Below are 24,513 nucleotides of genomic sequence, written 5' to 3'. Positions count from 1 at the left end.
AGCATATATTTCTCTGAAACCTAGAGGTCAACCACTACAAATCACCGAATCCAGACACACTTTCTGTCGTTTAACCCTCTTTTTCACGCACTTTCACGTACTTTCACGGGTATTTTGCACCAAAAATGAGCCAAAAAAGAGCCACGTATTGCCTGCTGAATCCTGCGTTAACTCCTGGGTGAATCTGTTTTTGGGCATAAGAAAACCCCGCCACTACCGATTGAGTGAACGGGGCAGTGCCATGGCGGGGACTCGCACCCCGCGAATGTGGCTACTCCATGGCTTTTGAGTCCGATGATTTCAACAGGCGAGCATACGCTCTGAAAACTTCTTCATCGCCATCGGAGTACTCGGAAATCCCGCTCAACAAAGCTTGCCGCTGCTCTTCTGTGATGGAGACTCGAAACTCAGCGATGTCTTCTGCAAGATAGGTGGCTGCGTCTGGGTAGCGGCGCAGTGGCGCAGTTACTTCTGATTTGCCGCCGCGGTCGCCGATGCGGGCGCGGTTGTTAAACGGCACGAATTGTACCGCGCCGAAGTTGTGCTGCAGACACTCGCTCAACTGCCCGGTCACGCATTAAAACTGCCAAGACGGTTTCCGCTTCACCAGCAGCCGTTCAGTGTGCAGCAAATGCATTCTGGTGAAGCGGAAGCCGTCCTTCTGCAGCATGCATCCAACTGGACTCTGGCCAATTGGCGTCATCAACAAACGAAGCCCGCTGCTACAGGTTATCCACCGCGTACTGAGCTTCCTCCGGAGTAAACTGCTCACCGTATTCCGACGTCAGCTGCTCGTAAACCGCATCCGGGGACATCGCCATCGAATCCTGGTAGATTCTCGCCTTTTCCAGTGCGTTCTTATTCCAGTCCGCATCGAGATTGTCCATTGCATACTGGGCTGCCTCCGGTGAGAACTTCTCGCCGTACTCCGAGGTCAGCTGATCATAAATACCGGCCTTCGACATGTGCATGCGATTCGCGTAAATCTCTGCCTTGCGGAGAGCATTCTTGTATTCGGTCGGGACCTTCTCATCCTGCTTTTGCTGCTCCCCCGTCTGACCTTGCTGCTCATCTACACCTGCCTCGGAAGACTCAGCGAAATCGGCATTCTCAACAGTCCCAGAATCAGCCGCAACGGCAGTCTCCGAACCAAAGAGAGATGCAGCTTCAGAATCGGAACCCGACTCAGTGTCACCGCCACCAGTCAAGCTGGCCGCCACAGCGAGGACCACGACAGCGCCCGCGGCAATACCACCCCATTTGAAGCAGCCACCCTTCTTCTTTTCTTTCGGAGCCGGAGGCATCTGCCCCGCTGCCGACGGACCCTGCGGGTAGGGCTGCTGGCCGAGCGGATCCTGCGGGCTGTGCTGGTAGGACTGCTGCCCCAGCGAATCCTGCGGATTCTGGGAGCCGTACGGATTCTGGGAGCCATACGGGTTCTGTGGACTCTGCGGGTTCTGGGGGAAAGTGGAATCGGACATCGTAAGAAGCCTCCTGCGTAGAAGTTGCAATAAACGAACAGCTCTCTGTCGTCAGTTGGAACTATCCCAGGAACTCCGGATTCAACTTTCCGCACTACACAAATATTTTCGATTCGCGAACCATAAGGCACCACTGAAGGTAAGAAAAAACCAGGCCTCTACCCCATAGAACAGGGCTTGGAACTGGTTAATCTCTTTAAAAACTAACCTTCAACCCCGGCCAGCGCTTACTCAATATCGGCAAATAATATCGCCAACATTTTCCAAACCAATAGAAGGCCAAAAGCGGCCAAGGCATGGAGCCCCTCCAACGACAGCCGCCCATATGGAACCCGACAGCACATAGACACCCCACCGAAGGCACTTCCTAACAAAGATGCTTCCGAGCAAGCTCGATGCACACCTTCATCACAAACGACGCAGCTGAGTAGCCCTTAACACAAACGATGCCATGGCAGGACTCGTCGAACTCGGCAAAAGCCGGGGTTCCGGCATCACGCCCGCGGCCGCCAGCCCCACGACACTTCCCAAATCCCCGCTCCCCCAACCGCAAAGATTTTATTTTCCACCCCACTGTCCATATAATGAGATACCAATCCCGTATAGCAAGACTGGTTTAGTTTTTACGCACACCACTACGTATCACCTGCCAAGCTTTGCTCCCGGCTTTACGCACTGCCCACCAGCAGCTCACGCCGCGGTCGAGTTTTCTCAAAGTACAAAGTACTCAGTACTCAACACGTTTTGGACTGTCATCATGCCTGCTGCGAATTCCCCCTCTAGCTCCTCCGCCCACACTGCGAACGCGAACTCCGCTAAGACGCCACTTCACGCAGTACCGGAGGACACCGCCCCCACAGATCCGTCGACCATCACCGATGCGGAAATCTTTGAGGCACACCGAGGCGGCAAGCTCCGCTCCCACTCCACCATGAAGCTCGAGACAATTCGCGACCTCTCCATCGGCTACACCCCAGGTGTCGCTCGCGTCTGTGAGGCCATCCACGAAGATCCGGCTCTGGCCCGCACCTACACCTGGACCGGCCAGAACGTCGCAGTGGTTTCCGACGGCACCGCCGTGCTTGGCCTTGGCGACATCGGGCCCAAGGCCGCGCTACCGGTGATGGAAGGAAAAGCCCAGCTCTTCGAGCAGTTCGCCGGCATCTCCGCTGTGCCAATCGTCCTGGATACCCTCAATACAGAGGAAATCATCCAGACGGTCAAGGCGCTGGCGCCGTCGTTTGGCGGAGTGAACCTCGAAGACATCTCCGCGCCTCGCTGCTTCGAGATCGAGCAGCGTCTCGACCAAGAGCTCGACATCCCCATCTTCCACGACGACCAGCACGGCACCGCCATCGTCATCGCCGCCGGCCTGATCAACGCCTGCAAGCTGACAGGTCGCAGCTTCCAGGATCTCCGCGTGGTCATCTCCGGCGCTGGTGCCGCTGGTGTCGCTGCGACGAAGATGCTGCTGTCCGCTGGCGTGTCCGACATCGTCGTCGTCGATTCGCGCGGCATCATCCACCCGGACCGCGAGCCACTGAGCGACATCAAGCAGTGGGTCGCCGGCATGACTAACCCACGCGGTATCACCGGCTCGATCAACGATGCGCTTGTCGACGCTAACGTGTTCATCGGCGTCTCTGCCGGCCGTATCGGCGAGGATGCGATTAGCCAAATGGCCGCTGACCCGATTCTGTTCTCGCTGGCCAACCCGATTCCGGAGATTCCGATGGAAGTCGCCCGCAAGTACGGAGCCGTCGTGGCCACTGGCCGCTCGGATCATCCGAACCAGATTAATAATGTGCTGGCCTTCCCGGGTCTGTTCCGTGGCGCACTGGAGGCGGGTGCCAAACGGATCACCGAGGCCATGAAGCTGGCTGCTACTCAGGCCATTGCAAATGTTGGCGTAGAAGACCTGAGTGCCGACCGCATTATCCCGTCGGCGCTGGATTCGCGCGTCATGCCGGCCGTGGCGAAGGCTGTCCGCGATGCTGCGCTGAGCGACCCGGCCTCCGGCGCGGTCGGCCCGCTCGACGTCACTGGCAATGGCTTTGCTGCAGCTGAAGCGAACTAGAAAACCGGCGCTGACTATTCCCCGGGAAGTCTGAAAAGTGTGCGGTTTTCCTGCACCAGCCTAAGACGCAGCTGAATAGGGGTACCGAATTTAAGGTATTCCTGCGCCTAGGTAACATATTCAGATATGAAAAGACCCATCGCATTGGCGGCTGCCACGCTGACTGCGACCTTGTTCTTAGGGCTTACAGGCTGCGTCACCAATGACGAAAGCGGTAACCCCGAGGGCTGGTCAGAGATCAAACCGGCAGCGGTCCCCGAACTGGCGAAACAGGTCCCAGCAGATCTTCGTAAGCGCGAAGTATTGCGCATCGGCACCAACCCAACATTCGCCCCGGCAGAGTTTAAGGATTCCGCCGGTTCCATCATCGGATTCGACATTGACCTCATGCGGGCCATGGCCAGCGTCCTGGATCTGCGGCTGGAAATCCAAGAACAGGATTTCGCACTGATTCTGCCGGCCCTGTCGGCCGGCGCAGTTGATGTTGGTGCCTCCGGCTTCACCTCAAACGAGGAGCGCCGCAAGACCTACGACTTCGTCGACTACCTGGATACCGGCCTGCAGTGGGCACGTCGCCCGGGCAGCGACGCCAGCTCCGACAACTACTGTGGCAAAACTGTCGCCGTTCAGCGCAATACCGTCGCTGACATGGAGGACCTGCCGGTAAAGAATCAGGATTGTCTGGATCGCGGTTTGCCACCAATTAACAAATTGGCCTACCAGGATGCTGGTACCGCCGCTACCACTGTGGTGCTGGGGCGTGCTGACGCGCTGGCAGCTGACTCACCAGTCAGTGCCTATGCGGTCAATCGCTCTGAGGGCAAACTCGAACTTGCCGGAGATATCTACGATGGTGCCCCGTTCGGCTTCGCTATTCCGAAGGATTCAGAACTCGGCCCAGTGCTGCAGCAGGCACTGCAGTACCTCATCGACAACGGCCAGTACAAGCAAATCCTGACCACATGGGGTTTGGAAGACGGTGCTTTGGAACGCGCCACTATTAACGGAGAGGAACTTTAAGTGAGCGACTCATCTGCGTCTGGCGCCCGCTACGAGGCCACACAGGCGGAACTCAACGAAGAAATTAAGGCCAAACCGCTGCCGCACCCGGGTCGCTGGATCACCGCAGCAGTGCTGCTAGTGCTCTTCCTGTGGTTCATCATCGGTGCCGCCCGCAACGAGGCCTACCACTGGGATGTTTACTTCCAGTACCTGTTCGACACACGAATCGCCGCTGCCGCTGGCTGGACCATTGCACTGACGGTCCTCGCCATGCTCATCGGTATCGTCGGCGGTGCCATCGTCGCCGTACTCCGCATGTCGGACAACCCCGTGCTGTCCACTGTTGCTTGGTTCTACCTGTGGGTTTTCCGAGGAACTCCGGTCTACGTGCAGCTGGTCTTTTGGGGCCTCCTCGGCACTATCTACTCGACGATTGACCTGGGCGTTGCCGAGGTTGATCTCAGCACCGTCCTGTCCAATACCTTTGTGTTGGCGTTCGTCGGTCTCGGCTTGAATGAGTCCGCATACATGGCTGAAATTGTCCGTGCCGGCATTCAAGCTGTCCCAGAGGGCCAGACCGAAGCATCGAAGGCACTGGGTATGAGCTGGTGGCAGACTGTCCGCCGCACCATCTTGCCACAGGCTATGCGCATCATCATCCCGCCGACGGGCAACGAGTTCATCTCCCTGCTGAAGACCACTTCGCTGGTCATCGCAGTGCCGTTCTCGCTGGAACTCTACGGCCGCTCCACGGACATCGCCAATGCGCTGTTCCTGCCGGTGCCGATGCTGCTTGTCGCCGCCACCTGGTACTTGGTCATCACATCAATTCTGATGGTCGGACAGTTCTACCTTGAGCGCTACTTCGCCCGCGGCGCTACCCGTCAGCTCACCGCCCGCCAGCTGGCCGCGCTTGCCGACGCCGAAGGTGTGCCGCTTGCAAATGCTCGCGTTGTCGATAAGGACGAAGAGCACTTCTACCGAGAGGATCCGCAGTAAATGACTACCAAAGATTTGATGGTTGAGGCGCAAAAGGTTCGGAAGAACTTCGGCCGTCTCGAGGTCCTCAAGGGCATCGACCTGGAAGTTCCACGCGGTACGGTTACCTGCCTCATTGGTCCTTCGGGCTCCGGTAAGTCCACGCTGCTGCGCTGTATCAACCACCTGGAGAAGGTCAATGCCGGCCGTCTCTACGTCGACGGTTCCCTGATTGGCTACCGCGAAAAGAACGGCAGCCTCTACGAGATTTCCGCCGCAGAAGCTGCCCGTCAGCGTCGCGATATCGGTATGGTTTTCCAGAACTTCAATCTGTTCCCGCACCGCACGGTGCTGGGAAATATCACCGAGGCACCGGTGCTGGTAAAGGGTGTCTCTCAGGAGCAGGCTGAAAAGCGTGCCATGGAGCTGCTGGAGACTGTTGGTCTGGCGCACAAGGCCGATGCCTACCCTGTTCAGCTCTCGGGCGGTCAGCAACAGCGTGTTGCCATTGCTCGAGCCCTGGCCATGGAGCCGAAGCTAATGCTCTTCGATGAGCCGACTTCCGCTCTTGACCCCGAGCTCGTCGGTGAGGTTCTCAACGTCATGCGTGGTCTGGCCGATAAGGGCATGACCATGGTCGTCGTGACGCACGAGATGGGCTTTGCCCGTGAAGTCGCCGACCAGGTCGTGTTTATGGCTGACGGCGTGGTCGTGGAAAAGGGCACCCCGGATGAGGTGCTGGGTAATCCGCAGCACGAGCGCACCCGCAACTTCCTGTCTTCGCTGTTGAAGTAACAGCAAGGAGAGGCTGGCAAGCGGAACAGCAAGCCTAAGCGCCAAAAGTTGCGGAGATTCCGCGAAACATAGTGACTGCCGCGCCGGTAGTCGCCAGAATGACCGCGAGCTTTCGGGCTTGCACAATGGGCACTCGTCGGGAAACGCGAGTGCCCAAAAATATACCCACAATCATGGCAACCAAACACAGCGGCCAGAGGATAACCGGTGTGGTGGCGAAGACAGATACGTCACCGCTGATTTCCTTGAACAGCAAGGACAACGCGCCGGAAACAAAGAAGAGCGGTTGCAGGGTGGCTGCAAATGTCTGCGCTGGCCAACGGGAAGCCTGTGCGTAAACGGTAATGGCTGGGCCCGCAATGCCGGCCAGGGTATTCATAAAACCGCCGGCCACGCCTGAGGCAACGGCGTATTGTGGGCCGTCGACACGCATGCGCTGAGGCATAAAGGATGTCACTAGCAGCGCGAGTAGCACGAGCCCGCCGACCAGAACCTGGAGTGGCCCGCTGGGCGTGTTGTGAACCACCCAGGCGCCTGGCAGCGCACCTAAGGCCATCACCGGGCCAATCAGCCAGAACTTCTTCCAATCGACGTTCTCTCGCACCGAGATGGTCTGCATGATCGCATTGACCGATGCGAGCACGTTAATAATCAAAATTCCTGCTACGGGACCTGCAACCAGTGAGAGGACCGGACCTCCCAACAGTCCGAGTCCCATACCGGCTATTCGCTGCATCAGAGCCCCGATGAAAATCGTTGCCACGATAAAGACAAAAGCCCACACTGATAACTCCATAGGAGGGAGTTTACAGCGTGGGCTTTTTGGCTTTTCGACGGGCGGGGTCGCCGAGGATCCGTCGTAAAGCGGAAACGTTAGCAGACTAGATGACGCCCTGAGCCAGCATTGCGTTAGCGACCTTCTTGAAGCCTGCGATGTTGGCACCGAGCACGTAGTTACCCTCGTGATCGTACTCAGCGGCGGTGGTTTCGCAGTTCTTGAAGATGTTGGTCATGATGCGCTTCAGGCGCTCATCGGTGTAGGAGAAGGACCAGGAATCGCGGGTAGCGTTCTGCTGCATCTCCAGAGCGGAGGTAGCAACACCACCGGCATTGGCAGCCTTGCCCGGCGCAAAGTGGACACCGTTGGCCTTGAAGACCTCGATAGCCTCCGGGGTGGACGGCATGTTTGCGCCCTCAGCAACGAAGCGGCAGCCGTTGTCGACCAGCAGCTTGGCGGACTCGCCATTGAGCTCATTCTGAGTTGCACACGGCAGTGCGACATCAGCCTTGAGCTCCCAGATGTTGCCACCCTCGTGGAACTCAGCGCCCTCAGCCTCAGCGACGTACTCGGAGACGCGAGCACGACGAACTTCCTTGATTTCCTTCAGCAGCTCGACGTCGACACCGTTCGGGGTGGAGACGTAACCGGAAGAGTCAGAGAAACCGACGACGGTAGCGCCGAGCTCCTGAGCCTTCTTAATGGCGTAGATGGCGACGTTACCGGAACCGGAAACGATGACCTTGGCACCGTTGATGTCAGCACCGTTGGCCTTCATCATCTCTTCAGTGAAGTAGACACAGCCGTAACCGGTGGCCTCGGTACGAACCAGGGAACCGCCCCAGGTCAGGCCCTTACCGGTGAGAACGCCGGACTCGTGCTGGTTGGCCATACGGCGGTACTGACCGAACAGGTAGCCAATCTCGCGGCCGCCGACGCCGATGTCACCGGCCGGGACGTCACGGTACTCACCGATGTGGCGGTGCAGCTCAGTCATGAACGACTGGCAGAAGCGCATGATTTCTAGCTCGGACTTGCCCTTCGGATCAAAGTCGGAGCCACCCTTGCCGCCACCGATCGGCAGGCCGGTCAGGGAGTTCTTGAAGATCTGCTCGAAGCCCAGGAACTTAATGATGCCGAGGTTCACGCTCGGGTGGAAGCGCAGACCACCCTTGTACGGGCCCAGCACAGAGTTGAATTGAACACGGAAGCCACGGTTGACCTGGACCTTCCCCTGGTCATCGACCCACGGCACGCGGAAAATGATCTGACGCTCCGGCTCACACAGACGCTGAACCAAGCCGTAGTCACCGTAGTGTGGGTCCTTTTCCAGGACGACCTTCAGCGACTCCAGAACTTCTGCCACTGCCTGGTGGAACTCCGGCTCACCGGCGTTTCGGGTGAGAATCTGGTCATAGAGTCCCGAAACCTTCTGCTCGATATTCAAAATAAACCTCTCTGCGAAACCATTATGGCGCCCACGAAGAACAAACCGTCAGCGGTTGTAAACCACTTTCCGGTTGCCGTAACTCGGTGGCACAGGTTGTGTGCACAAGGACTGGGCAACTGTAGATATTGAAGCGGACATAATTATACAACGGCATATTGCTGGGAAAACTCGTAGCGATTCGCGCTACACCCGTTGGCCAAGCCAATCACTGACTCTGTGGAGGCTTACACTTTTCACGAATTAGGTAGGATATTACCTAAATACGGCAACATTCCAGGGATACGTCGCAACAGATTCGAGCATTTCGTCGAACTCACGCAGCACTGGGTCCGGGGGCAATTCTGCACGCGGAGTCAGTAGCTCAGAGAGGTCCATAGCGAGTTCATTGAGAGAACCGCCGTGCTGATCGAAGCTCAAGAGATAACGGAATACCTTCCTATCCCCCAACGGCTCCTTCGGGTTCTCACGCTCCCACTGCTCCACCAACTGCGCGTCCGTGTCCGCCGACGCCACCGAAACATCCACGTCACTAACTCGCCCGGCGCGGTCAAACTCACTCAACTTGGTACGAAATGCCTCGGCCAGCGCCTCCGATTCGGTCGGCTTCACCAGGCAGTGAAAAACAATCTTCGACATAACTTCACAGGCTAAGCCACGCGAGACGGCCAGACAATAGCTAACCGTCGTCAAGCCCTTGTCCCCCCCTACGTTGGCGCGCCGACCGCCAGCAAAGACGTAGTGTTGGACTTATGCAGGCTTTCAGCAATCCCCTCATCACGCTTGCCGACGGCACGGTGAAGCAAGTCAATCCTTTTTCCGGTACCCAGGTGTGGACAGTCCCAGGTCGTGGCAATCGGCCGTTGGGAATTAAGCACACGGATCCGCAGCCATTGAGCGAGGAGGATTTTGGATCCCGCGACTCCTTTGGCTGGAACAACCTGCTGCAAACCCCGCCGGAGAAGGCCCGCGTTGTCCTCGACGAATCGGTATTCGGCGGCTACAGCACGGTGACCGGAGTACTGCCCGACCAGCTCTTCGACACCACTGCGGAGTTCCGCCGCGTGCCCAACCTGTTCGAGATCGTCTCCTATGACTATTGGTCGGAAAACTACGGCTTCGAGCCCGACCGCGAAACTCAGCAACGCATGGAGGCCTACCTCGATGACCCGAAGGGCCGCGAGCACGTGCTCAACATCATTCGCACGCGCTACCGCGCCGCTGGACGCAGTGAAGAGGAAATCAGCGCGCTTTCCGACGAGGAATTGCTGCGCCGCGCCCCAAGCTATTTCGCCGGCGGCCACGATGTGATTGTTGCCCGTCGCCACTTTGTCGACGCCGCTACCCACGATAACCAGCTGGCTTCTTCTGGCACATTGAGCGTTGCCGAGCACCGCGCACTCATTGCGTTTACCGTCGAGTCGATTGCTGACCTGTACCGACGGAACCGCTACGTGCGTTATGTGGCCGCTTTCCAAAACTGGCTGAAACCGGCAGGCGCAAGCTTCGATCACTTGCACAAGCAGCTTGTGGCCATCGATGAGCACGGCGAGCAGCTCAAGCGCGAAGTGCAGGCGGTGCGCAAGAACCCGAATATCTACAACGAATACGCAGTGGACTATGCGGCCCGCCACAACCTGGTTATTGCGGAAAACGAGCACGCGGTGGCTTTCGCAGGATTCGGACACCGCTACCCGACGCTGGAGATCTTCTCGAAGTCGGATGTCTGCGAACCGTGGCTGCAAACCCGGGCTGAGATAGACGCAATGTCGGACCTGATTCACGCATGTCATGCCGCTGCCGGGCCCACCATTCCGTGTAACGAGGAATGGCACCACCGCCCTGTCGATTTGGATGCCCGCATGCCGTGGCGCGTAATGATTAAGTGGCGCACCTCAAATTTGGCCGGTTTTGAAGGTGGCACCAAGATTTATCTGAACACCATCTCCCCATGGGATCTGCGCGACCGCGTTGTCCCGGAGATGTACCGTTTACGGGAGACCGGAAAGATTTCGGACAGCATTCACATTGCGACCGAGTGCCAGTGCCAGCCAAACTCGCTGAAATACAACCCGCTCGTCGAAGACGGGTCGCGACTGTAGTTCTCTGGCACAGAGTAGAGAGAAGTTAGGAGTCTTAATCCAGGTGAGCAACAATGAAGCACGACTGAGCCGCATTCGCGACCTCATCGCCACTCATCGAGTGCCATTGGACAGGCAGTGGGAAATCTACCGTTACCTGCACCAGCACCCGGAGCTATCTCAGGCGGAGGAGAAAACTGCCGCGTATCTGGCCGGTGCTCTTCGCGACATGGGCACTTACACGGTGTATGAGGGAATCGGTGGTCACGGCCTCGTTGGTGTCATGGAAAATGGCCCCGGCCCTACCGTGCTGTTCCGCGCTGATATCGATGCGCTTCCGGTGTTCGAGGAAACAGGTGTGGATTTCGCTTCCTCTGCCACCGGTACCGCCCGCGATGGTTCTGCCACCGCCGTCATGCACGCCTGTGGCCATGACATGCACATGACGGCCGGTCTTGGTCTGGCTAGCCTGATGGCAGCAACTAAGTCTGAGTGGTCGGGTACTTTCATTGCCCTGTTCCAGCCCGCCGAGGAACTGGCCTGTGGTGCACAGGCTATGATTGACGACGGCCTGGCAGACCTCATCCCCACCCCAGATGTGTGCTTCGGCCAGCACATTGTTCCCGGCCCCGCAGGTCAGGTAATGACCATGCCCGGCCCGGCACTTGCTGGCTGTGACACCATTAGCATCACGCTGACAGGTCGCTCCGCACATGGATCTATGCCGCACAACGCCATTGACCCGACGTACTTGGCTGCCGCAATCGTTCTGCGCTTGCAAGGAATTGTGGGGCGCGAGATTCCTCCCCACGAGTTTGGTGTTTTGTCCGTCGGCACGCTGCAGTCCGGCAATTCGAATAACACAATCCCCGGCCAGGCCAAGATTGTGCTGAATATTCGCTACTACTCCAACGATGTGCGCGCGAAGCTCGTTGCGGGCATTGAGCGCGTTGTTCGTGGCGAGTGCCTGGCTTCCGGCACTGAGGTTGAGCCTGTGATTGAGTACTCCGATCACGGCGAAGTCACTGACAATGATCCGGAGGCGTTTGCCACGATTCGCCCGGTCATGGACGCTGTGCTCGGCGACGATTCCACCGATGCTGTGCCGTGGACCGCGTCGGAGGACTTCTCAGACCTGCCGCGTGGGCTGAACTGCCCATATGTCTACTGGACTGTTGGCGCCACACCTCGGGATACGTGGGAAGCCGCCGTTGCTGCCGACCGCGTGGTCGAAGACGTACCGTCGAATCACATGCCGACATTCCTGCCGGACTTCGAGCCGACGGCTACCTCCGCGACTTCTGCCGCCGCTGCCGCCGTACTGTCCTACTTGGCAAAGTAAGGGCTGCGTGCCGGCCGCTTGCCACCGCGCACAGCGCAATGATCCCTCCGAACAGCCCGACAGCCCAGGTCGAAAGGCTCCAAGCAAAAAGCCGGTAAGCCCCAAAAGGGCTTACCGGCTTTTCCTAACGCGCCAGAGAGCTAGCGAGCGTCCTCGCCAATAACGTGGACGTGAATCATGTTGGTATTGCCCTCATTTCCTGGAGGGGTACCAGCAACAACGACCAGCGTGTCGCCAGCGTTGTAGTTTTCCATGGTCAAGAGCTGCTCATCGATGACCTGCATGATCTCATCCGTGCTGTTAACCTCGCGCACCAAGAAGGTCTCCGCACCCCACGTCAGCGCAAGCTGCGAACGAACCTGCTGATTCGGAGTGAATACCAGCAGCGGCAGGCGAGAGTGCAAGCGTGCCACACGGCGAGCGGTATCACCCGAGGTGGTGAAAGCAACCATAGCGCGGGCATTCAAGCGCTCACCGATATCGCGAGCTGCGTAGGAAATCACACCACGCTTCGTGCGAGGCATGTGGGTCAGCGCAGGAACTTCCCCCTCGCGCTCAGCGGCGGTGACGATGCGAGCCATGGTCTTAACCGTGGACTGCGGGTACTTACCAACCGAGGTCTCACCCGAGAGCATCACGGCATCTGCGCCATCGAGCACAGCGTTGGCCACGTCGGAGGCCTCCGCACGAGTCGGGCGCGAGTTCGAAATCATGGAGTCGAGCATCTGGGTGGCGACGATGACCGGCTTGGCGTTCTCGCGGGCAATCTGAATAGCGCGCTTCTGAACCAGCGGAACATCTTCCAACGGCACCTCAACACCAAGGTCACCACGGGCGACCATCACGGCATCGAAGGCCAGGATGATGGCCTCGAGAGACTCGACTGCCTCTGGCTTCTCCAGCTTGGCGATAATCGGGACACGACGGCCAACCTCATCCATGACCGCATGGACCAGTTCGACGTCGGAAGGCGAACGGACGAAGGACAGCGCGATGAAGTCGACTCCCAGCTTCAGAGCGAAGCGCAGGTCGGCGATATCCTTCTCTGACAGAGCCGGCACCGAGATGTTCATCCCCGGCAGGGAAACACCCTTGTTGTTCGAGACCGGACCGCCCTCGATGACACGGCACACCACATCGTTGCCATCTACCTCGATGCACTCCAGGCCCACCTTGCCGTCGTCGACAAGCAGGCGATCGCCCGGACGGGCATCGTCAGCGAGATTCTTGTACGTGGTGGAGACGCGGTCGTGCGTGCCTTCGACATCGTCGACGGTGATGCGGACAATCTCGCCGTCAGCCCAATACGTCGAGCCTTCCTTAAAACGACCGAGGCGAATCTTTGGTCCCTGCAAGTCGGCGAGAATACCGACGGCATGTCCCGTAGCGTCGGATGCTTCACGCACCCAGTGGTAGTTCTGAGCGTGGTCCTCATGCTCACCGTGAGAGAAATTCAGGCGGGCAACATCCATGCCGGCGTTGACCAGCCCGGTAATCCCCTCCAGCGAAGCAACTGCTGGACCGAGGGTACATACAATCTTCGTTCGTCTAAGCACGGCCTCCAGCCTAGTCCCTTAACGGGCTATGCGTCAGTTGGAAGCACTGTGAGCTTCAGCAGCCTCGCGCTCTCCCCTGACTTCAGCTGCGGTTTCGCGGCTCTTGGACCGCAGAATCCACAAAGCAATGACAGCGCAGAAAAAGACCACGAGCGACGTGATGTTATTAATACGCACACCGAATATCAGCGTTGCGTCATCGACGCGCATGAGTTCAATGAAGAAACGCCCCAAAGTGTAGGCCGCGACATAGAGCGCAAAGACGCGTCCTCCGCCCATCTTGAACTTTCGGTCCGCCCACACAATGACCAGACAGGCGAGGACGTTCCACACCATCTCGTAGAGAAACGTTGGATGCACCACGGCCAGCACTTCGCCTGTCGACGTTCCGGTGACAGGGGCGACCCGGCCAAACTCATCAACTCGTTGGTAAATTTCCAGGCCCCACGGAAGTGACGTTGGGCCACCGTAGAGTTCCTGGTTGAACCAATTGCCCAGACGCCCAATGGCCTGTCCAAGGATGATCGCGGGTGCGGCCGCGTCAAGAACTGGCGCAAACGGCACCTTTCGCCACTTAGCGACCGCCCACGCAGCCAGCACTCCTAGCGCCACCGCTCCCCAGATGCCGAGGCCACCATTGGTGATTTTCAGTGCATCGGCGGGATTGGCGCCGGGGCCGAAGTACTTCTCCCAGTCGGTGGCGACGTGGTAGAGACGGCCGCCGATAATGCCCGCAGGAATAACCGCAATGGCAATGTCGAGGACTAACTCCGGGTCTCCACCCCTGGCCGCGTAGCGGCGCTGCATCCAGTAAATGCCGACGAGTACGCCAATCAAGATGGAAATCGCGTAACCACGCAGTGGTAGCGGCCCTAACTGCCACACCCCCTGCGGCGGAGAGGGAATGTTGGCCAGATACGTCGTTGCAGTTTCAGCGAGAACAAGGGTGGAACTCATAAATGCGCTAGCTCTCTCCTCGTACGCCCGCGGCGAGTTCGCGGGCGAGCGTTACCAGGTCATCGGTGCTCTTCATCGCGGCCTTGATCAGTGCTGAGCCAACGATCACGCCATCTGCAAACTCGGCAATCTCGGCGGCCTGTGCCCCATTGGAGACACCCAAACCGACGCACACCGGTGTATCGGTGACCTCGCGCGTGCGGGCAACCAACTTGCCGGCGGCCGAGTCGACGCTAGCCTGGGCACCTGTGACACCCATGTGGCTGGTGGCGTAGACGAAGCCGGTCGACGCGGTGGCAGTTAGCTGCAGACGCTCGTTGGTCGATGACGGGGCCACCAACATGATGTTGGACAGACCATTGGCCTCAGCTGCACGCTGCCATTGGCCGGCCTCCTCGGGGATGAGATCCGGGATAATGGTGCCCCGACCACCAGCGGCGGCCAAGTCCTCGGCGAAACGCTCCGGACCATACTGGAGAATCGGATTCCAGTAGCTCATGACCACACAGGTACCGCCGTGCTCGGTGACTTCGCGAACCACCCGCATAATCTCACGGGTACGGAAGCCCGCATCCAGAGCCACGTTGGCGGCATCCTGAATGGTTGGGCCATCCATCATCGGGTCGGAGAAAGGCAGGCCGACCTCGATGATGTCGGCGCCAGCGTCGACAATCGCCTTGATGTTCTCAATCGACTTATCGGTGGTCGGGAAACCCGCTGGGTAGTAGCCGATGAATGCTGCGCGGTTTTCCTCACGGACCTTGTCAAAGACGTCACTCAGACTCATTTAGGACTCCTCCATCAGATCAAACCACTTAGCAGCGGTGTCGACATCCTTGTCACCGCGACCGGAAACATTGACAATAATCAGCGGCTTACGGCCCAGCTCTTCATTCAGTTCACCGCTGATGAGTCGGGCGGCAGCCACCGCGTGTGCGGACTCGATAGCGGGCAGGATGCCCTCCATCCGAGTCAGGTCCTGGAATGCCTGCATCGCCTGGGTATCGGTCACCGGCAGGTAGGACGCGCGATCAATATCAGCCAGGTAAGAGTGCTCCGGGCCCACGCCCGGGTAATCCAGACCCGCGGAAATCGAATGAGACTCTGTAATCTGGCCGTCCTCGTTCTGCATCAGGGCGGCGAAGGAGCCCTGGAACACCCCCGGATTACCGGCGGCCGAAATCGGTGCTGCATGGCGACCGGTCTCAACACCGTCACCGCCAGCTTCAGCGCCAATCAGTCGAACCGATTCATCATCGATGAAGTGGTGGAACGCGCCGATCGCATTAGAACCGCCGCCGACACACGCCACGACAGCGTCGGGAAGCGAGCCGGTCTCCGCGAGAATCTGCTGGCGTGCCTCGGCGCTGATGATGCGTTGGAAGTCGCGCACCATTGTTGGGAACGGGTGCGGGCCGGCTGCAGTGCCGAAGCAGTAGTAGGTGTCATCGGCGTGTGAAACCCAAAAACGCATGGCCTCATTGATCGCGTCCTTGAGAGTCTTCGAGCCAATCTCGACCTCGATAACCTCGGCACCAAGCAAACGCATGCGAGCGATATTGAGACGCTGGCGGATTGCGTCGACCTTGCCCATGTAGATACGGCAGTTAAGGCCGAGCAGCGCACAGGCAGTCGCGGTTGCGACACCGTGCTGGCCGGCACCGGTCTCGGCAATGATGTTCTTCTTGCCCATGCGCTTAGCAAGCAGAACCTGTCCCAAGACGTTATTAATCTTGTGGCTACCTGTGTGATTCAAATCCTCGCGCTTGAGCCAGACGTCAGCGCCGATATCAGCGGAGAACTTCTCCGCGTAGTACAGCGGCGAGGGACGTCCGACATAAGTACGCTGAAGCCGGTCGAGCTCATCGAGAAAATCCTGATCAACGCGGGCCTTCGCGTAGCCATCGGTGACCTCACCGATAACGGCCATCAGCGCCTCCGGCACAAACTGGCCGCCCCACTTACCCCAGTGCCCAATGGCATCTGATTCGTGGTTCGTTGTCTCCGCGATAACCTCACCCATCGTGGGCAGGCGGTCACCGCGGGCATCATGATTCTTGAAATCTTGGTCACTCACAGTTATCTATTGTGGACTATCCCCACCGGTTGCGGGGACATAAGGCCTAAGAAACTGTGGTGTGCCAGCACAACAGGTGTGACACGCAACCAAACTAGGCGCAGTTCGCAGCGCGGTACAGCTGCTTATCGCAACTGCGGTCTATCACTACTCGCTGCGGAGTGTCGGGTGGACACCGGCGGCAACGAGACGTCGGCAAGCCTCACCCGGCTTGCCCGCGGTAACCAGGCCCTCGCCCACCAGTACCGCGTCGGCGCCGTGGGAGGCGTAGTAGCGCAGTTCCTCCGGCCCCTTGACACCGGACTCTGCCACCTTCACAACATGATCCGGCAACATCGGCGCAAGGCGTTCGTACACGGAGAGATCCACGTCGAGGGTCTTTAGATTGCGGGCGTTGATGCCGAGGATCTTGGCACCAGCGGCCTCGGCACGCTCGACCTCTTCTTCGGTGTGCGCCTCAACCAGAGCGTTCATGCCAAGCGACTCGGTGCGATCCAGCAGGGATTCCAGCGTCGGCTGATCCAAAGCGGAGCACATCAGCAGCACCAGGTCGGCACCGTGTGCGCGGGCCTCATGGACCTGGTACGGAGTGACGATGAAATCCTTGCGCAGCACTGGAATGTTGACCGCGCGGCGCACGGCATCGAGGTCGGCGAGCGAACCGCGGAAGCGGCGCTCCTCAGTCAGACAGGAAATGACAGCCGCGCCACCCTGCTCGTACTCTGCCGCCAAGACCTCCGGCGAAGGGATGTCAGCCAGCTCTCCCTTCGACGGAGAGGCACGCTTGACCTCTGCAATCACCTGCACCCCGGGCTTAGCCAGTGCCGCCACGGCATCAATCGGCGACGGCGCCTTCAGCGAGAGCTCCTTGATTTCACCGTAGGAAATCTTGGCTTCCCGAGCAGCGAGATCTTCCCGCACGCCCTCAATAATCTTGTCCAGAACGTTAGCCACGGCCTTACTCCTTATCCAGATCCGTAGGATCTACACCGGCATCCAAAGCATCCCACAGAACTCGACCCGACTGTGGGTCTTCCTCCAGGTCCTCGGCGATACGCTGACGGCGTACCTCCGGGGTCTCATACGCGCTGGACTTCTGCTTCTTCACAGTACCCGGTCGACGCACCAACAATACCGCCCCGACCAGCGCCAATGCGCAGCACAGCAAGGCCAGGGCTGGCCCCATCGCATGCACTTCAATCGCTGAGATCTGCGCCCATTCTGCCACAGTCACCGCATCACTGGCGCGTTGTGAGGCGCTTCCCGACGTCAACAAATCCAGTGCCCGCTGGGAGTCCACACCGTCTTCTCCGCTGGCAAGCAGAGTCATCGGAGTCCACGACGCCGCAATTGCGAGCAGCGCCGCGAGGCCACCGACAATACGGCGCCCCAGTGAGCCCAAAATGGTGGTGGCAAACAGTGCAGCCACCATTGCCAGCGCAATCGACGTCAACTCTGGAGCCCAAACTGCGCCCACCAAATCTGTGGTCGCTGGACCGGACTTGTCATCAACAGTATCGACCGTCAGCCACGCGCTTCGGCTGCACAACCACATTCCCGCTGCGGCCACGCCAATGAGGCCACCGGAGAGCATCGTTGTCGACTTCATCGAAAACCTAGCTCCTTTCCGCTGGGACTAGTGTCTCAGCTGCCGCGACAGCTCGCAGCACGGCCGCGGCCTTGTTGCGGGTCTCCTCATCCTCTGCCACCGGGTCAGAGTCACTGACAATTCCGCCGCCAGCCTGAACATAGACCGTATCGCCCTTCTTCACACCTGTGCGGATGGCAATTGCCTGATCGGTATTGCCCCGGAAGTCAAAGTATCCAACAGTGCCGCCGTAAACACCCCGACGCGTGTCTTCGAACTTGTCGATAATGCTCAGCGCGGAAGGCTTCGGCGCACCCGACAGCGTTCCCGCTGGGAAGGTGGCCGCGAACGCGTCGACGGCAGTGGCGTCGCTGGAAAGCTCGCCGGTGACCGTAGAGACCAGATGCATAACGTGACTGTAGCGCTCAATATGACGGAAGTCGTGCACAACAACACTGCCTGGGCGGCAGACACGTCCGAGGTCATTGCGGCCAAGATCAACGAGCATCAGATGCTCACTATTTTCCTTCTCGTCTGCCAGCAAATCAGCTTCCAGCGCATTGTCCTGCTCCACCGTGGCACCGCGCGGACGTGTGCCCGCGATGGGATTGGTGATGACCTCACTGCCCTGAACTGCCACGAGTGATTCCGGGGAGGAACCGACAATTTGAAAAGCGGTAGCGGAGAAGTCCTTGGTTGGAACGTTGACCAGGAACATGTAGGGCGACGGATTGGAAACCCGCAGGATGCGGTAGATATCAAAAGCTGACGCCTGCGTGTCCATCTCGAACCGCTGCGAGAGCACAATCTGGAACGCATCACCAGCTCGGATGTGGTCCTTACAACGCTCAATACGATCCATGTGGTCGTCGGCGGCGCGCTGGCGACGAATCACCGGCTCTGGGAAGCTAATTTCCGCCGGACGCAGATCAGAGGCCCCCGACAGCCGCTCCACCATCGCATTGACCCGATCACAGGCGGTGTCATACGCCTGGTCAATCCGCTCATCCGAGCCGTCCCAGTTGACAGCATTGGAAATCAGCCACAGCACGCCCTCGTGGTGGTCAAAAGCAGCCAGGTCCTCCACCAGCAACTGCATAAGCTCAGGAATCTGCAAATCATTGTCAGTGGTATCCGGCAGCTGTGGCTCAATGTAGCGGACAATGTCATGCCCGAAGTAGCCAACGAGACCAGAGGTGAGCTTGGGCACCGAAGCGTCGTCGGCAAGCGGAAGCTCCGTGTGCAGCAGCTCCAGCGTGCGACGCAGAGCATCCAACGGATTTCCGCCCTCTGGCGCACCCGACGGCGCATTGCCAATCCAGGTTGCCTCCCCCGCATCATCCACCGTCAGCGCGGCGCGACTGCCGCAACCGATAAACGACCAGCGCGACCACGACTGCCCCACATCGGAGGACTCCAGCAAGAAAGTGCCGGGACGATCGGCCGCGAGCTTGCGGTAGGCCGACAGCGCCGTTTCGCCGTCCGCCAAAACCTTGCGAACCACGGGCACGACCCGATGGTGTGCAGCCAGTTCACGAAAGCGCTCACGCGTGGTCATGGTGATACGAGTCATAGCCGCTATTGTGCCACGCACCCCGGATTGCACATCACTTAACCCCGGACTTCACCGGAGGTGGGCGCGCTTGACGACGAAATCCCTACCTCGGCAACCCGGATCGACTGATTAGCCCTCGAACACGGGATGCACGTCAAAGCAGCTATGCGAGCCAGTGTGGCATGCCGCGCCGTCCTGCACTACCTGCATCAGCACGGTATCGCCATCACAGTCCAACGCCAGCGATGTCACGGTCTGGAAATGGCCACTAGTAAGCCCCTTAATCCAGTACTCGGACCGGGAGCGCGACCAGTAGGTGCCGCGCTTGGTAGCGATGGTATATGCCAGTGCGTGGGAATCCATCCACGCCATCATGAGCACGCGGCCAGTGGATTCCTCCTGCACAATAGCGGGAATCAAGCCGTCAGCGTTGAACTTGGCGATGTTCGCGATATCTGCTGGGAGCGTGTACTCACGCGGATCGTCGCCGGCGCCGTGAGCTGCAGCGCCCGGGGCTAGACCAGTCACTGGCGCACCTCGATTCCCTCGCGGGCCATCTCTTCCTTAACCTCAGCAATGCTGACCTCGCCGAAGTGGAAAATGGATGCGGCCAACACCGCGTTGGCGCCGGCGCGCACTGCTGGCGGGAAGTGCTCTGCCTTGCCCGCACCGCCAGAGGCAATCACCGGGACGTCGACGGCAGCGCGGACTTTCTCCAGAAGCTCCAGGTCGAAACCGTCCTTGGTGCCGTCGCCGTCCATGGAGTTCAGCAGAATCTCGCCGACCCCGAGCTCCTCGCCGCGGCGTGCCCACTCGACGGCGTCGATCCCCGCCGAGCGTGAACCACCGTGCGTCGTCACCTCGAAGCCCGACGGCTGCGGCGTGCCTCCCTCGGGAACGCGGCGGGCATCCACCGACAGGACGACACACTGCGCACCGAAGCGGCGCGACAGCTCGCTGAGCAGTTCTGGACGTGCGATCGCAGCGGTATTGACACTGACCTTGTCAGCTCCGGCGCGGAGCAGCTGATCGACATCCTCGACGCTGCGCACGCCACCGCCGACCGTCAGCGGAATGAAGACCTCACTTGCGGTGCGACGCACCACGTCGAGCATGGTGCCACGGCCATCCTTGGAAGCCGTGACATCCAGGAAGGTCAGCTCATCAGCGCCCTCCTCGCCATAGCGGCGAGCCAGCTCCACCGGATCGCCGGCATCACGGAGATTCTCAAAGTTAACCCCCTTGACGACCCGCCCATTGTTGACATCCAGGCAAGGAATCACGCGTACTGCCAGAGACATAGTTTTTAAGTTCTCCTCGTGTTAGCTCAAAGTTGTGGATCGACGGTTTGCGCAACCACCCAGCTCGGGACGTCGCCCACGGTTTAGCTCCGGAAAGTCTCCGGACGACCCAGTTGGTCAATAATCGACCGCAGCGTGGCATGAACATCGCGAGTTCCCGCCAGCACGCCTACGGAATCATGCCGCCAAGGATTGCCCGCCAAGTCTGTGACCACGCCACCGGCTTCGGAAATCTGAAGTACACCAGCTGCGTTATCCCACACATGCGGTGAGAAAGTCACGGTGCCGCCGAATGCCCCCATCGCGGTGGAACCCAAGTCCACTCCGACAGAGCCAGTAATTCGGATCGTCGGATAGCGTTCGCCCACCTTTGACAGCAGCAGTTGACGCCACTTGCGCGGGAGTGTGCCGTCGGTACTCGCGATGACGGACCCGAAGGCAATCGAAACCGGGCGGCCGGCCTCGGCGTCGATGTTGACGCGACGGCCGTTGACGAACGTGCCGCTACCTTTAGCTGCGGTAATACGCCGGCGTAGCAGAGGCATGGAGGTAATACCAACCACCGGCTCCCCCTCATGCATGAGTGTGAGCAGCATGGCACACAGCGGAAAACCGTTGGAATAGTTCGTGGTGCCGTCAATCGGATCGATGACCCAGGCGGTATGTTCCTCGGGGACTTTGCCACCGAATTCCTCGCCGTAGACGGGCAGCCCAGAATACTGCGTGAGGAGCTTGCGCAGACGACGCTCAATTTCCAGGTCAGTCTCCGTCGCGAAATCTCCGCGCGGCTTCATGACAACCGGGTCCGCGCCCACCTGCTGCGTGAACAGGCCTTCAACCTCATCGAGCGCCGCTTCAGCAATAGCGAGCATCGCCCGCGGTTCCAGGGCATCCATACTTTTCTAAGTCCTTCATCCGCCGTCTCAGCCGGGGTGCCGTTTGCTCGTTAACGCTTTCGCTTGACGACGTCTCCCCGGTCCGGCCACGAAAGTGTTCTTTTTAGCCGCGAGCTACTGCCAGGGCCTCTTCCAGGGTGAAACGCCCTGCGTAGAGCGCCTTACCCACAATTGCGGAGTCAACGCCCTCATCGACCAGTGTGGCAATAGCTGCAATGTCGTCCAGGCTGCTGACACCGCCGGAAGCGACGATTGGAGCATCGGTAGCAGCAGCGACCTCGCGCAGCAGTTCCACATTCGGCCCCTGCAGGGTGCCGTCCTTGGAGACGTCAGTCACCACGAAACGGGATGCACCCTGAGCATCCAGGCGCTCCAGCACCTCCCAGAGGTCACCGCCGTCGGAGACCCAGCCGCGGCCGCGCAAGCGCCACTGCCCCTCTTCGTTAAGAACATCCAGACCAATGGCTACACGGTCGCCGTAGTTGGCGATAACCTCGCGGCACCACTCCGGATTCTCCAGTGCGGCGGTGCCAATATTGACACGGGCGCAGCCGGTGGCCAGCGCAGCTTCGAGCGAAGCGTTGTCACGGATACCGCCGGAGAGCTCTACCTTCACGTCGAGCTTGCCCACAACGTCGGCAAGCAGGTCGTAGTTCGAACCGCGACCAAACGCGGCGTCGAGGTCGACCAGGTGGATCCACTCAGCGCCTGCGTTCTGCCAATTCATGGCAGCTTCCAGCGGTGCACCGTAGGAAGTCTCGGTTCCAGCAGCACCCTGAACAAGGCGCACAGCCTGGCCATCGGCTACGTCTACAGCGGGCAGCAGGGTCAAACTCATGGGGGCTCTACTCTCTTCGACTTTGGGCGTTGTGGCCATAGTCACCACGACGCTTGTTGCTAGTTATCTCAGTATAGGTGGTCTAGGTGGCGAAATTCCGCCACCTACCAGGTAGTGCGGTTAGGGCAGATACTACCGATTGGGCAACTACAGCGTGTCCACCCAGTTCTGCAGCAGCTTCAACCCTGCTTCACCAGACTTCTCAGGGTGGAACTGCGTGGCCCACAGCGGACCGTTTTCCACGGCTGCGATAAACCGATCGGATTCGTGGGCAGACCACGTCACCAGCGGCGGAGCGATGCGAGAATCCGTATCAAGGTCCCACTTGCGCACACCGTAGGAGTGGACGAAGTAAAAACGCTGATCTTCCAGTCCCTTAAACATCTTTGAGCCTTCCGGTACTTCAACCGTGTTCCAGCCCATGTGCGGCAGAATCGACGCCTCGAGACGCTCGACAGTACCGGGCCATTCACCACAACCCGGGGTGCCGGTGACAGCTGCGGATGCGTCGGTCTCCGCTGCGTGGATGCCGTCGGCGTACTCGACGCCGCGGTCAAAGAGCACCTGCATACCGACGCAGATTCCCATCACTGGTCGACCACCTGCGAGTCGAGAGCCGATCAGGCGCGGCCCTTGTACTCGATGCAAACCCTCCATGCATGCGGCATAGGCGCCGACGCCGGGAACGAGCAGACCATCGGCCTCCATCACGGTCTTCGGATCGGCGGTCACAATAACCTCGGCACCCGTGGTGGCCACAGCGCGCTCAGCTGAACGCAAATTACCGGAGCCGTAATCAAGGATGGCAACGGTCGGGGTCTTCGTCGAAGGTGAGACTTGTTCCATAGTTGGACATTTTAAGGCGCTGGGAATCGATGTTTGCCACTTACCCCAAGAAAACTGCCTGGATAGGCAGAAGCACTGGTATACAACTACCGAATACTTTGGTAAACTCAAGGTTAACAACAGGTTAACTAAGTTATTGATTTATCCCTAAAACCCCTGATTACTTTTTCACAGAGAGGCTCCGACGCCATGACTACCGCATCCGTTCTTAGTAAATCATTTGCCATTGTCCGCGAGGACCTTCACCGGCTCTACGGTGCAGCCTGCGATGCTGCGACCATCGATTCCATCCTCGACGATGTCATTGCAGAGCTGTCCAACTCTGCGAAGGTGACTAACTTCCTCCCCGTCCTCGCCGAACGCGAGGCCACCGAACGCATCAAGGCCGCGAGCGGATGCAAGGACTTCGCCCCGCGCCAAGAGATTCTCTTTGCCGATAGTCGCGGTTCCGGCCGTAGCCAGATTGCCACTGCCCTGGCCTACCACCTGGTTGGTGACGAAGTCTTTATCCGCACTATCGGCCTCAATCCAGAGGATGGCCTGAACCCTCGCGTCGTCGCGGCTCTTCACGACCGTGGCGTGGACACCTCACGCCTCACCCAAAAGGCGATTACTCCCCGCGTTTCCCACCGCGCCGATGTTGTCGTGCTCATGGGCATCGACGAGACACCAGCAGTCCCCGGCGACCGCTACGTGGAATGGGATGTCGCAGATCCGGACAGTCTCACAGACGATGAGCTGCAGTCGCTTATCGACGATATCGAAACCCGCCTGCGGGCTCTCTTCACCGAGATGGACGTCGCCGTCGCATAAACAGGCACGGCTGACCCCACACCGGGGGTTGCATCTAATAACCAAAAGAGTGGCTGCGCAAGAACTTGCGCAGCCACTCTTTTTCAAACGTCTCTTTGTATGTAG

General features: G+C 59.2%; 24 protein-coding genes. 7 read left to right on the top strand and 17 right to left on the bottom strand.

The genetic code is table 11. The features are described from left to right. Window positions 1-271: 271 nt before the first annotated feature. Window positions 272-574: a hypothetical protein gene (locus tag QP978_RS04425; protein ID WP_070438995.1), complete on the bottom strand. Its 303-nt coding sequence runs from the start codon at window positions 572-574 to the stop codon at window positions 272-274. Between the two features lie 148 nt (window positions 575-722). Then, the gene (locus QP978_RS04420; RefSeq protein WP_080969583.1) at window positions 723-1,481 is read right to left on the bottom strand and encodes an Ltp family lipoprotein; all 759 of its coding nucleotides are present in this window, start codon (window positions 1,479-1,481) and stop codon (window positions 723-725) included. A 757-nt stretch (window positions 1,482-2,238) separates the two neighbouring features. Between QP978_RS04420 and QP978_RS04415 the strand changes: the two genes are divergently transcribed. The 4 genes from QP978_RS04415 (at window position 2,239) to ehuA (ending at window position 6,333) form a co-directional block, all read left to right on the top strand. After that, complete coding sequence (locus QP978_RS04415) at window positions 2,239-3,558, top strand: NAD(P)-dependent malic enzyme (protein WP_016422929.1); 1,320 nt, start codon at window positions 2,239-2,241, stop codon at window positions 3,556-3,558. 126 nt (window positions 3,559-3,684) lie between these two features. After that, window positions 3,685-4,578 (top strand): ABC transporter substrate-binding protein, encoded by an 894-nt coding sequence (locus QP978_RS04410; protein ID WP_016422930.1) that lies wholly within the window; start codon window positions 3,685-3,687, stop codon window positions 4,576-4,578. A gap of 63 nt (window positions 4,579-4,641) precedes the next feature. Beyond that, the gene (locus QP978_RS04405) at window positions 4,642-5,559 is read left to right on the top strand and encodes an amino acid ABC transporter permease (RefSeq protein ID WP_369707174.1); all 918 of its coding nucleotides are present in this window, start codon (window positions 4,642-4,644) and stop codon (window positions 5,557-5,559) included. Further along, window positions 5,560-6,333, top strand: a complete 774-nt coding sequence (gene ehuA / locus QP978_RS04400; RefSeq protein WP_016422932.1) for an ectoine/hydroxyectoine ABC transporter ATP-binding protein EhuA — start codon at window positions 5,560-5,562, stop codon at window positions 6,331-6,333. 34 nt (window positions 6,334-6,367) lie between these two features. On the opposite strand, the gene QP978_RS04395 is transcribed toward ehuA, so the two are convergent. From QP978_RS04395 to QP978_RS04385, 3 genes are all read right to left on the bottom strand, one after another. Next, window positions 6,368-7,129 (bottom strand): sulfite exporter TauE/SafE family protein, encoded by a 762-nt coding sequence (locus QP978_RS04395; protein WP_042388756.1) that lies wholly within the window; start codon window positions 7,127-7,129, stop codon window positions 6,368-6,370. Window positions 7,130-7,214: 85 nt separating this feature from the next. Then, the gene (gdhA, locus tag QP978_RS04390; protein WP_016422934.1) at window positions 7,215-8,558 is read right to left on the bottom strand and encodes an NADP-specific glutamate dehydrogenase; all 1,344 of its coding nucleotides are present in this window, start codon (window positions 8,556-8,558) and stop codon (window positions 7,215-7,217) included. Between the two features lie 255 nt (window positions 8,559-8,813). After that, window positions 8,814-9,197, bottom strand: a complete 384-nt coding sequence (locus QP978_RS04385) for a hypothetical protein (protein ID WP_049193965.1) — start codon at window positions 9,195-9,197, stop codon at window positions 8,814-8,816. A 113-nt stretch (window positions 9,198-9,310) separates the two neighbouring features. Between QP978_RS04385 and QP978_RS04380 the strand changes: the two genes are divergently transcribed. Both QP978_RS04380 and QP978_RS04375 read left to right on the top strand, forming a co-directional pair. After that, entirely contained in the window at window positions 9,311-10,660 is a 1,350-nt protein-coding gene (locus tag QP978_RS04380) for a DUF4921 family protein (RefSeq protein ID WP_049193966.1), read from the top strand. Window positions 10,661-10,703: 43 nt separating this feature from the next. Continuing rightward, window positions 10,704-11,981, top strand: coding sequence for an amidohydrolase (locus QP978_RS04375; RefSeq protein WP_070545573.1), 1,278 nt, complete (start codon window positions 10,704-10,706; stop codon window positions 11,979-11,981). A 140-nt stretch (window positions 11,982-12,121) separates the two neighbouring features. Here the strand turns inward: QP978_RS04375 and pyk are convergent, their stop codons facing one another. The 12 genes from pyk to hisH form a co-directional block, all read right to left on the bottom strand. Beyond that, complete coding sequence (gene pyk, locus QP978_RS04370; protein ID WP_016422938.1) at window positions 12,122-13,537, bottom strand: pyruvate kinase; 1,416 nt, start codon at window positions 13,535-13,537, stop codon at window positions 12,122-12,124. Window positions 13,538-13,570: 33 nt separating this feature from the next. Continuing rightward, window positions 13,571-14,494 (bottom strand): prolipoprotein diacylglyceryl transferase, encoded by a 924-nt coding sequence (lgt, locus tag QP978_RS04365; RefSeq protein ID WP_048734621.1) that lies wholly within the window; start codon window positions 14,492-14,494, stop codon window positions 13,571-13,573. A gap of 7 nt (window positions 14,495-14,501) precedes the next feature. Beyond that, window positions 14,502-15,281, bottom strand: coding sequence for a tryptophan synthase subunit alpha (trpA, locus tag QP978_RS04360; protein WP_016422940.1), 780 nt, complete (start codon window positions 15,279-15,281; stop codon window positions 14,502-14,504). After that, complete coding sequence (trpB, locus tag QP978_RS04355) at window positions 15,282-16,571, bottom strand: tryptophan synthase subunit beta (RefSeq protein ID WP_080985634.1); 1,290 nt, start codon at window positions 16,569-16,571, stop codon at window positions 15,282-15,284. It lies immediately after the preceding gene. Window positions 16,572-16,718: 147 nt separating this feature from the next. Further along, window positions 16,719-17,525 carry an indole-3-glycerol phosphate synthase TrpC gene (gene trpC, locus QP978_RS04350; RefSeq protein ID WP_016422942.1) on the bottom strand — a complete coding sequence of 269 codons (807 nt, stop codon included), beginning with the start codon at window positions 17,523-17,525 and terminating at the stop codon, window positions 16,719-16,721. 4 nt (window positions 17,526-17,529) lie between these two features. Next, window positions 17,530-18,180: a TIGR02234 family membrane protein gene (locus tag QP978_RS04345; RefSeq protein ID WP_284856884.1), complete on the bottom strand. Its 651-nt coding sequence runs from the start codon at window positions 18,178-18,180 to the stop codon at window positions 17,530-17,532. Between the two features lie 7 nt (window positions 18,181-18,187). Beyond that, window positions 18,188-19,732 (bottom strand): anthranilate synthase component I, encoded by a 1,545-nt coding sequence (locus tag QP978_RS04340; protein ID WP_016422944.1) that lies wholly within the window; start codon window positions 19,730-19,732, stop codon window positions 18,188-18,190. 111 nt (window positions 19,733-19,843) lie between these two features. Continuing rightward, window positions 19,844-20,242 (bottom strand): phosphoribosyl-AMP cyclohydrolase, encoded by a 399-nt coding sequence (gene hisI, locus QP978_RS04335; RefSeq protein WP_048734633.1) that lies wholly within the window; start codon window positions 20,240-20,242, stop codon window positions 19,844-19,846. Further along, the gene (hisF, locus tag QP978_RS04330; RefSeq protein WP_005510401.1) at window positions 20,239-21,015 is read right to left on the bottom strand and encodes an imidazole glycerol phosphate synthase subunit HisF; all 777 of its coding nucleotides are present in this window, start codon (window positions 21,013-21,015) and stop codon (window positions 20,239-20,241) included. The genes hisI and hisF overlap by 4 nt, the downstream gene beginning before the upstream one ends. A gap of 83 nt (window positions 21,016-21,098) precedes the next feature. Next, the gene (locus tag QP978_RS04325) at window positions 21,099-21,911 is read right to left on the bottom strand and encodes an inositol monophosphatase family protein (protein WP_049170313.1); all 813 of its coding nucleotides are present in this window, start codon (window positions 21,909-21,911) and stop codon (window positions 21,099-21,101) included. Between the two features lie 103 nt (window positions 21,912-22,014). Further along, window positions 22,015-22,749: a bifunctional 1-(5-phosphoribosyl)-5-((5-phosphoribosylamino)methylideneamino)imidazole-4-carboxamide isomerase/phosphoribosylanthranilate isomerase PriA gene (gene priA, locus QP978_RS04320; protein WP_016422946.1), complete on the bottom strand. Its 735-nt coding sequence runs from the start codon at window positions 22,747-22,749 to the stop codon at window positions 22,015-22,017. Window positions 22,750-22,896: 147 nt separating this feature from the next. Then, window positions 22,897-23,595 (bottom strand): imidazole glycerol phosphate synthase subunit HisH, encoded by a 699-nt coding sequence (hisH, locus tag QP978_RS04315; protein ID WP_069359167.1) that lies wholly within the window; start codon window positions 23,593-23,595, stop codon window positions 22,897-22,899. 189 nt (window positions 23,596-23,784) lie between these two features. Here hisH and QP978_RS04310 point away from each other — a divergent pair, with 189 nt between their 5' ends. Continuing rightward, entirely contained in the window at window positions 23,785-24,408 is a 624-nt protein-coding gene (locus QP978_RS04310) for an arsenate-mycothiol transferase ArsC (RefSeq protein WP_016422948.1), read from the top strand. The last annotated feature ends 105 nt before the right edge of the window (window positions 24,409-24,513 follow it).

This window comes from Corynebacterium sp. MSK035, from assembly GCF_030232615.1.
In the GTDB taxonomy this organism is placed as follows: Bacteria; Actinomycetota; Actinomycetes; order Mycobacteriales; family Mycobacteriaceae; genus Corynebacterium; species Corynebacterium jeikeium_D.
This window is presented reverse-complemented; position numbering and strand designations above follow the sequence as displayed.

Bases quoted from the DNA above. Each gene is read 5' to 3' on its own strand.
- QP978_RS04385 (WP_049193965.1), bottom strand. From the start codon at position 9,197: ATGTCGAAGATTGTTTTTCACTGCCTGGTGAAGCCGACCGAATCGGAG.
- QP978_RS04420 (WP_080969583.1), bottom strand. From the start codon at position 1,481: ATGTCCGATTCCACTTTCCCCCAGAACCCGCAGAGTCCACAGAACCCG.
- trpA (WP_016422940.1), bottom strand. From the start codon at position 15,281: ATGAGTCTGAGTGACGTCTTTGACAAGGTCCGTGAGGAAAACCGCGCA.
- lgt (WP_048734621.1), bottom strand. From the start codon at position 14,494: ATGAGTTCCACCCTTGTTCTCGCTGAAACTGCAACGACGTATCTGGCC.
- QP978_RS04345 (WP_284856884.1), bottom strand. From the start codon at position 18,180: ATGAAGTCGACAACGATGCTCTCCGGTGGCCTCATTGGCGTGGCCGCA.
- QP978_RS04395 (WP_042388756.1), bottom strand. From the start codon at position 7,129: ATGGAGTTATCAGTGTGGGCTTTTGTCTTTATCGTGGCAACGATTTTC.
- QP978_RS04340 (WP_016422944.1), bottom strand. From the start codon at position 19,732: ATGACTCGTATCACCATGACCACGCGTGAGCGCTTTCGTGAACTGGCT.
- priA (WP_016422946.1), bottom strand. From the start codon at position 22,749: ATGAGTTTGACCCTGCTGCCCGCTGTAGACGTAGCCGATGGCCAGGCT.
- QP978_RS04415 (WP_016422929.1), top strand. From the start codon at position 2,239: ATGCCTGCTGCGAATTCCCCCTCTAGCTCCTCCGCCCACACTGCGAAC.
- hisF (WP_005510401.1), bottom strand. From the start codon at position 21,015: ATGTCTCTGGCAGTACGCGTGATTCCTTGCCTGGATGTCAACAATGGG.
- QP978_RS04410 (WP_016422930.1), top strand. From the start codon at position 3,685: ATGAAAAGACCCATCGCATTGGCGGCTGCCACGCTGACTGCGACCTTG.
- ehuA (WP_016422932.1), top strand. From the start codon at position 5,560: ATGACTACCAAAGATTTGATGGTTGAGGCGCAAAAGGTTCGGAAGAAC.
- QP978_RS04380 (WP_049193966.1), top strand. From the start codon at position 9,311: ATGCAGGCTTTCAGCAATCCCCTCATCACGCTTGCCGACGGCACGGTG.
- QP978_RS04310 (WP_016422948.1), top strand. From the start codon at position 23,785: ATGACTACCGCATCCGTTCTTAGTAAATCATTTGCCATTGTCCGCGAG.
- QP978_RS04325 (WP_049170313.1), bottom strand. From the start codon at position 21,911: ATGGATGCCCTGGAACCGCGGGCGATGCTCGCTATTGCTGAAGCGGCG.
- hisH (WP_069359167.1), bottom strand. From the start codon at position 23,595: ATGGAACAAGTCTCACCTTCGACGAAGACCCCGACCGTTGCCATCCTT.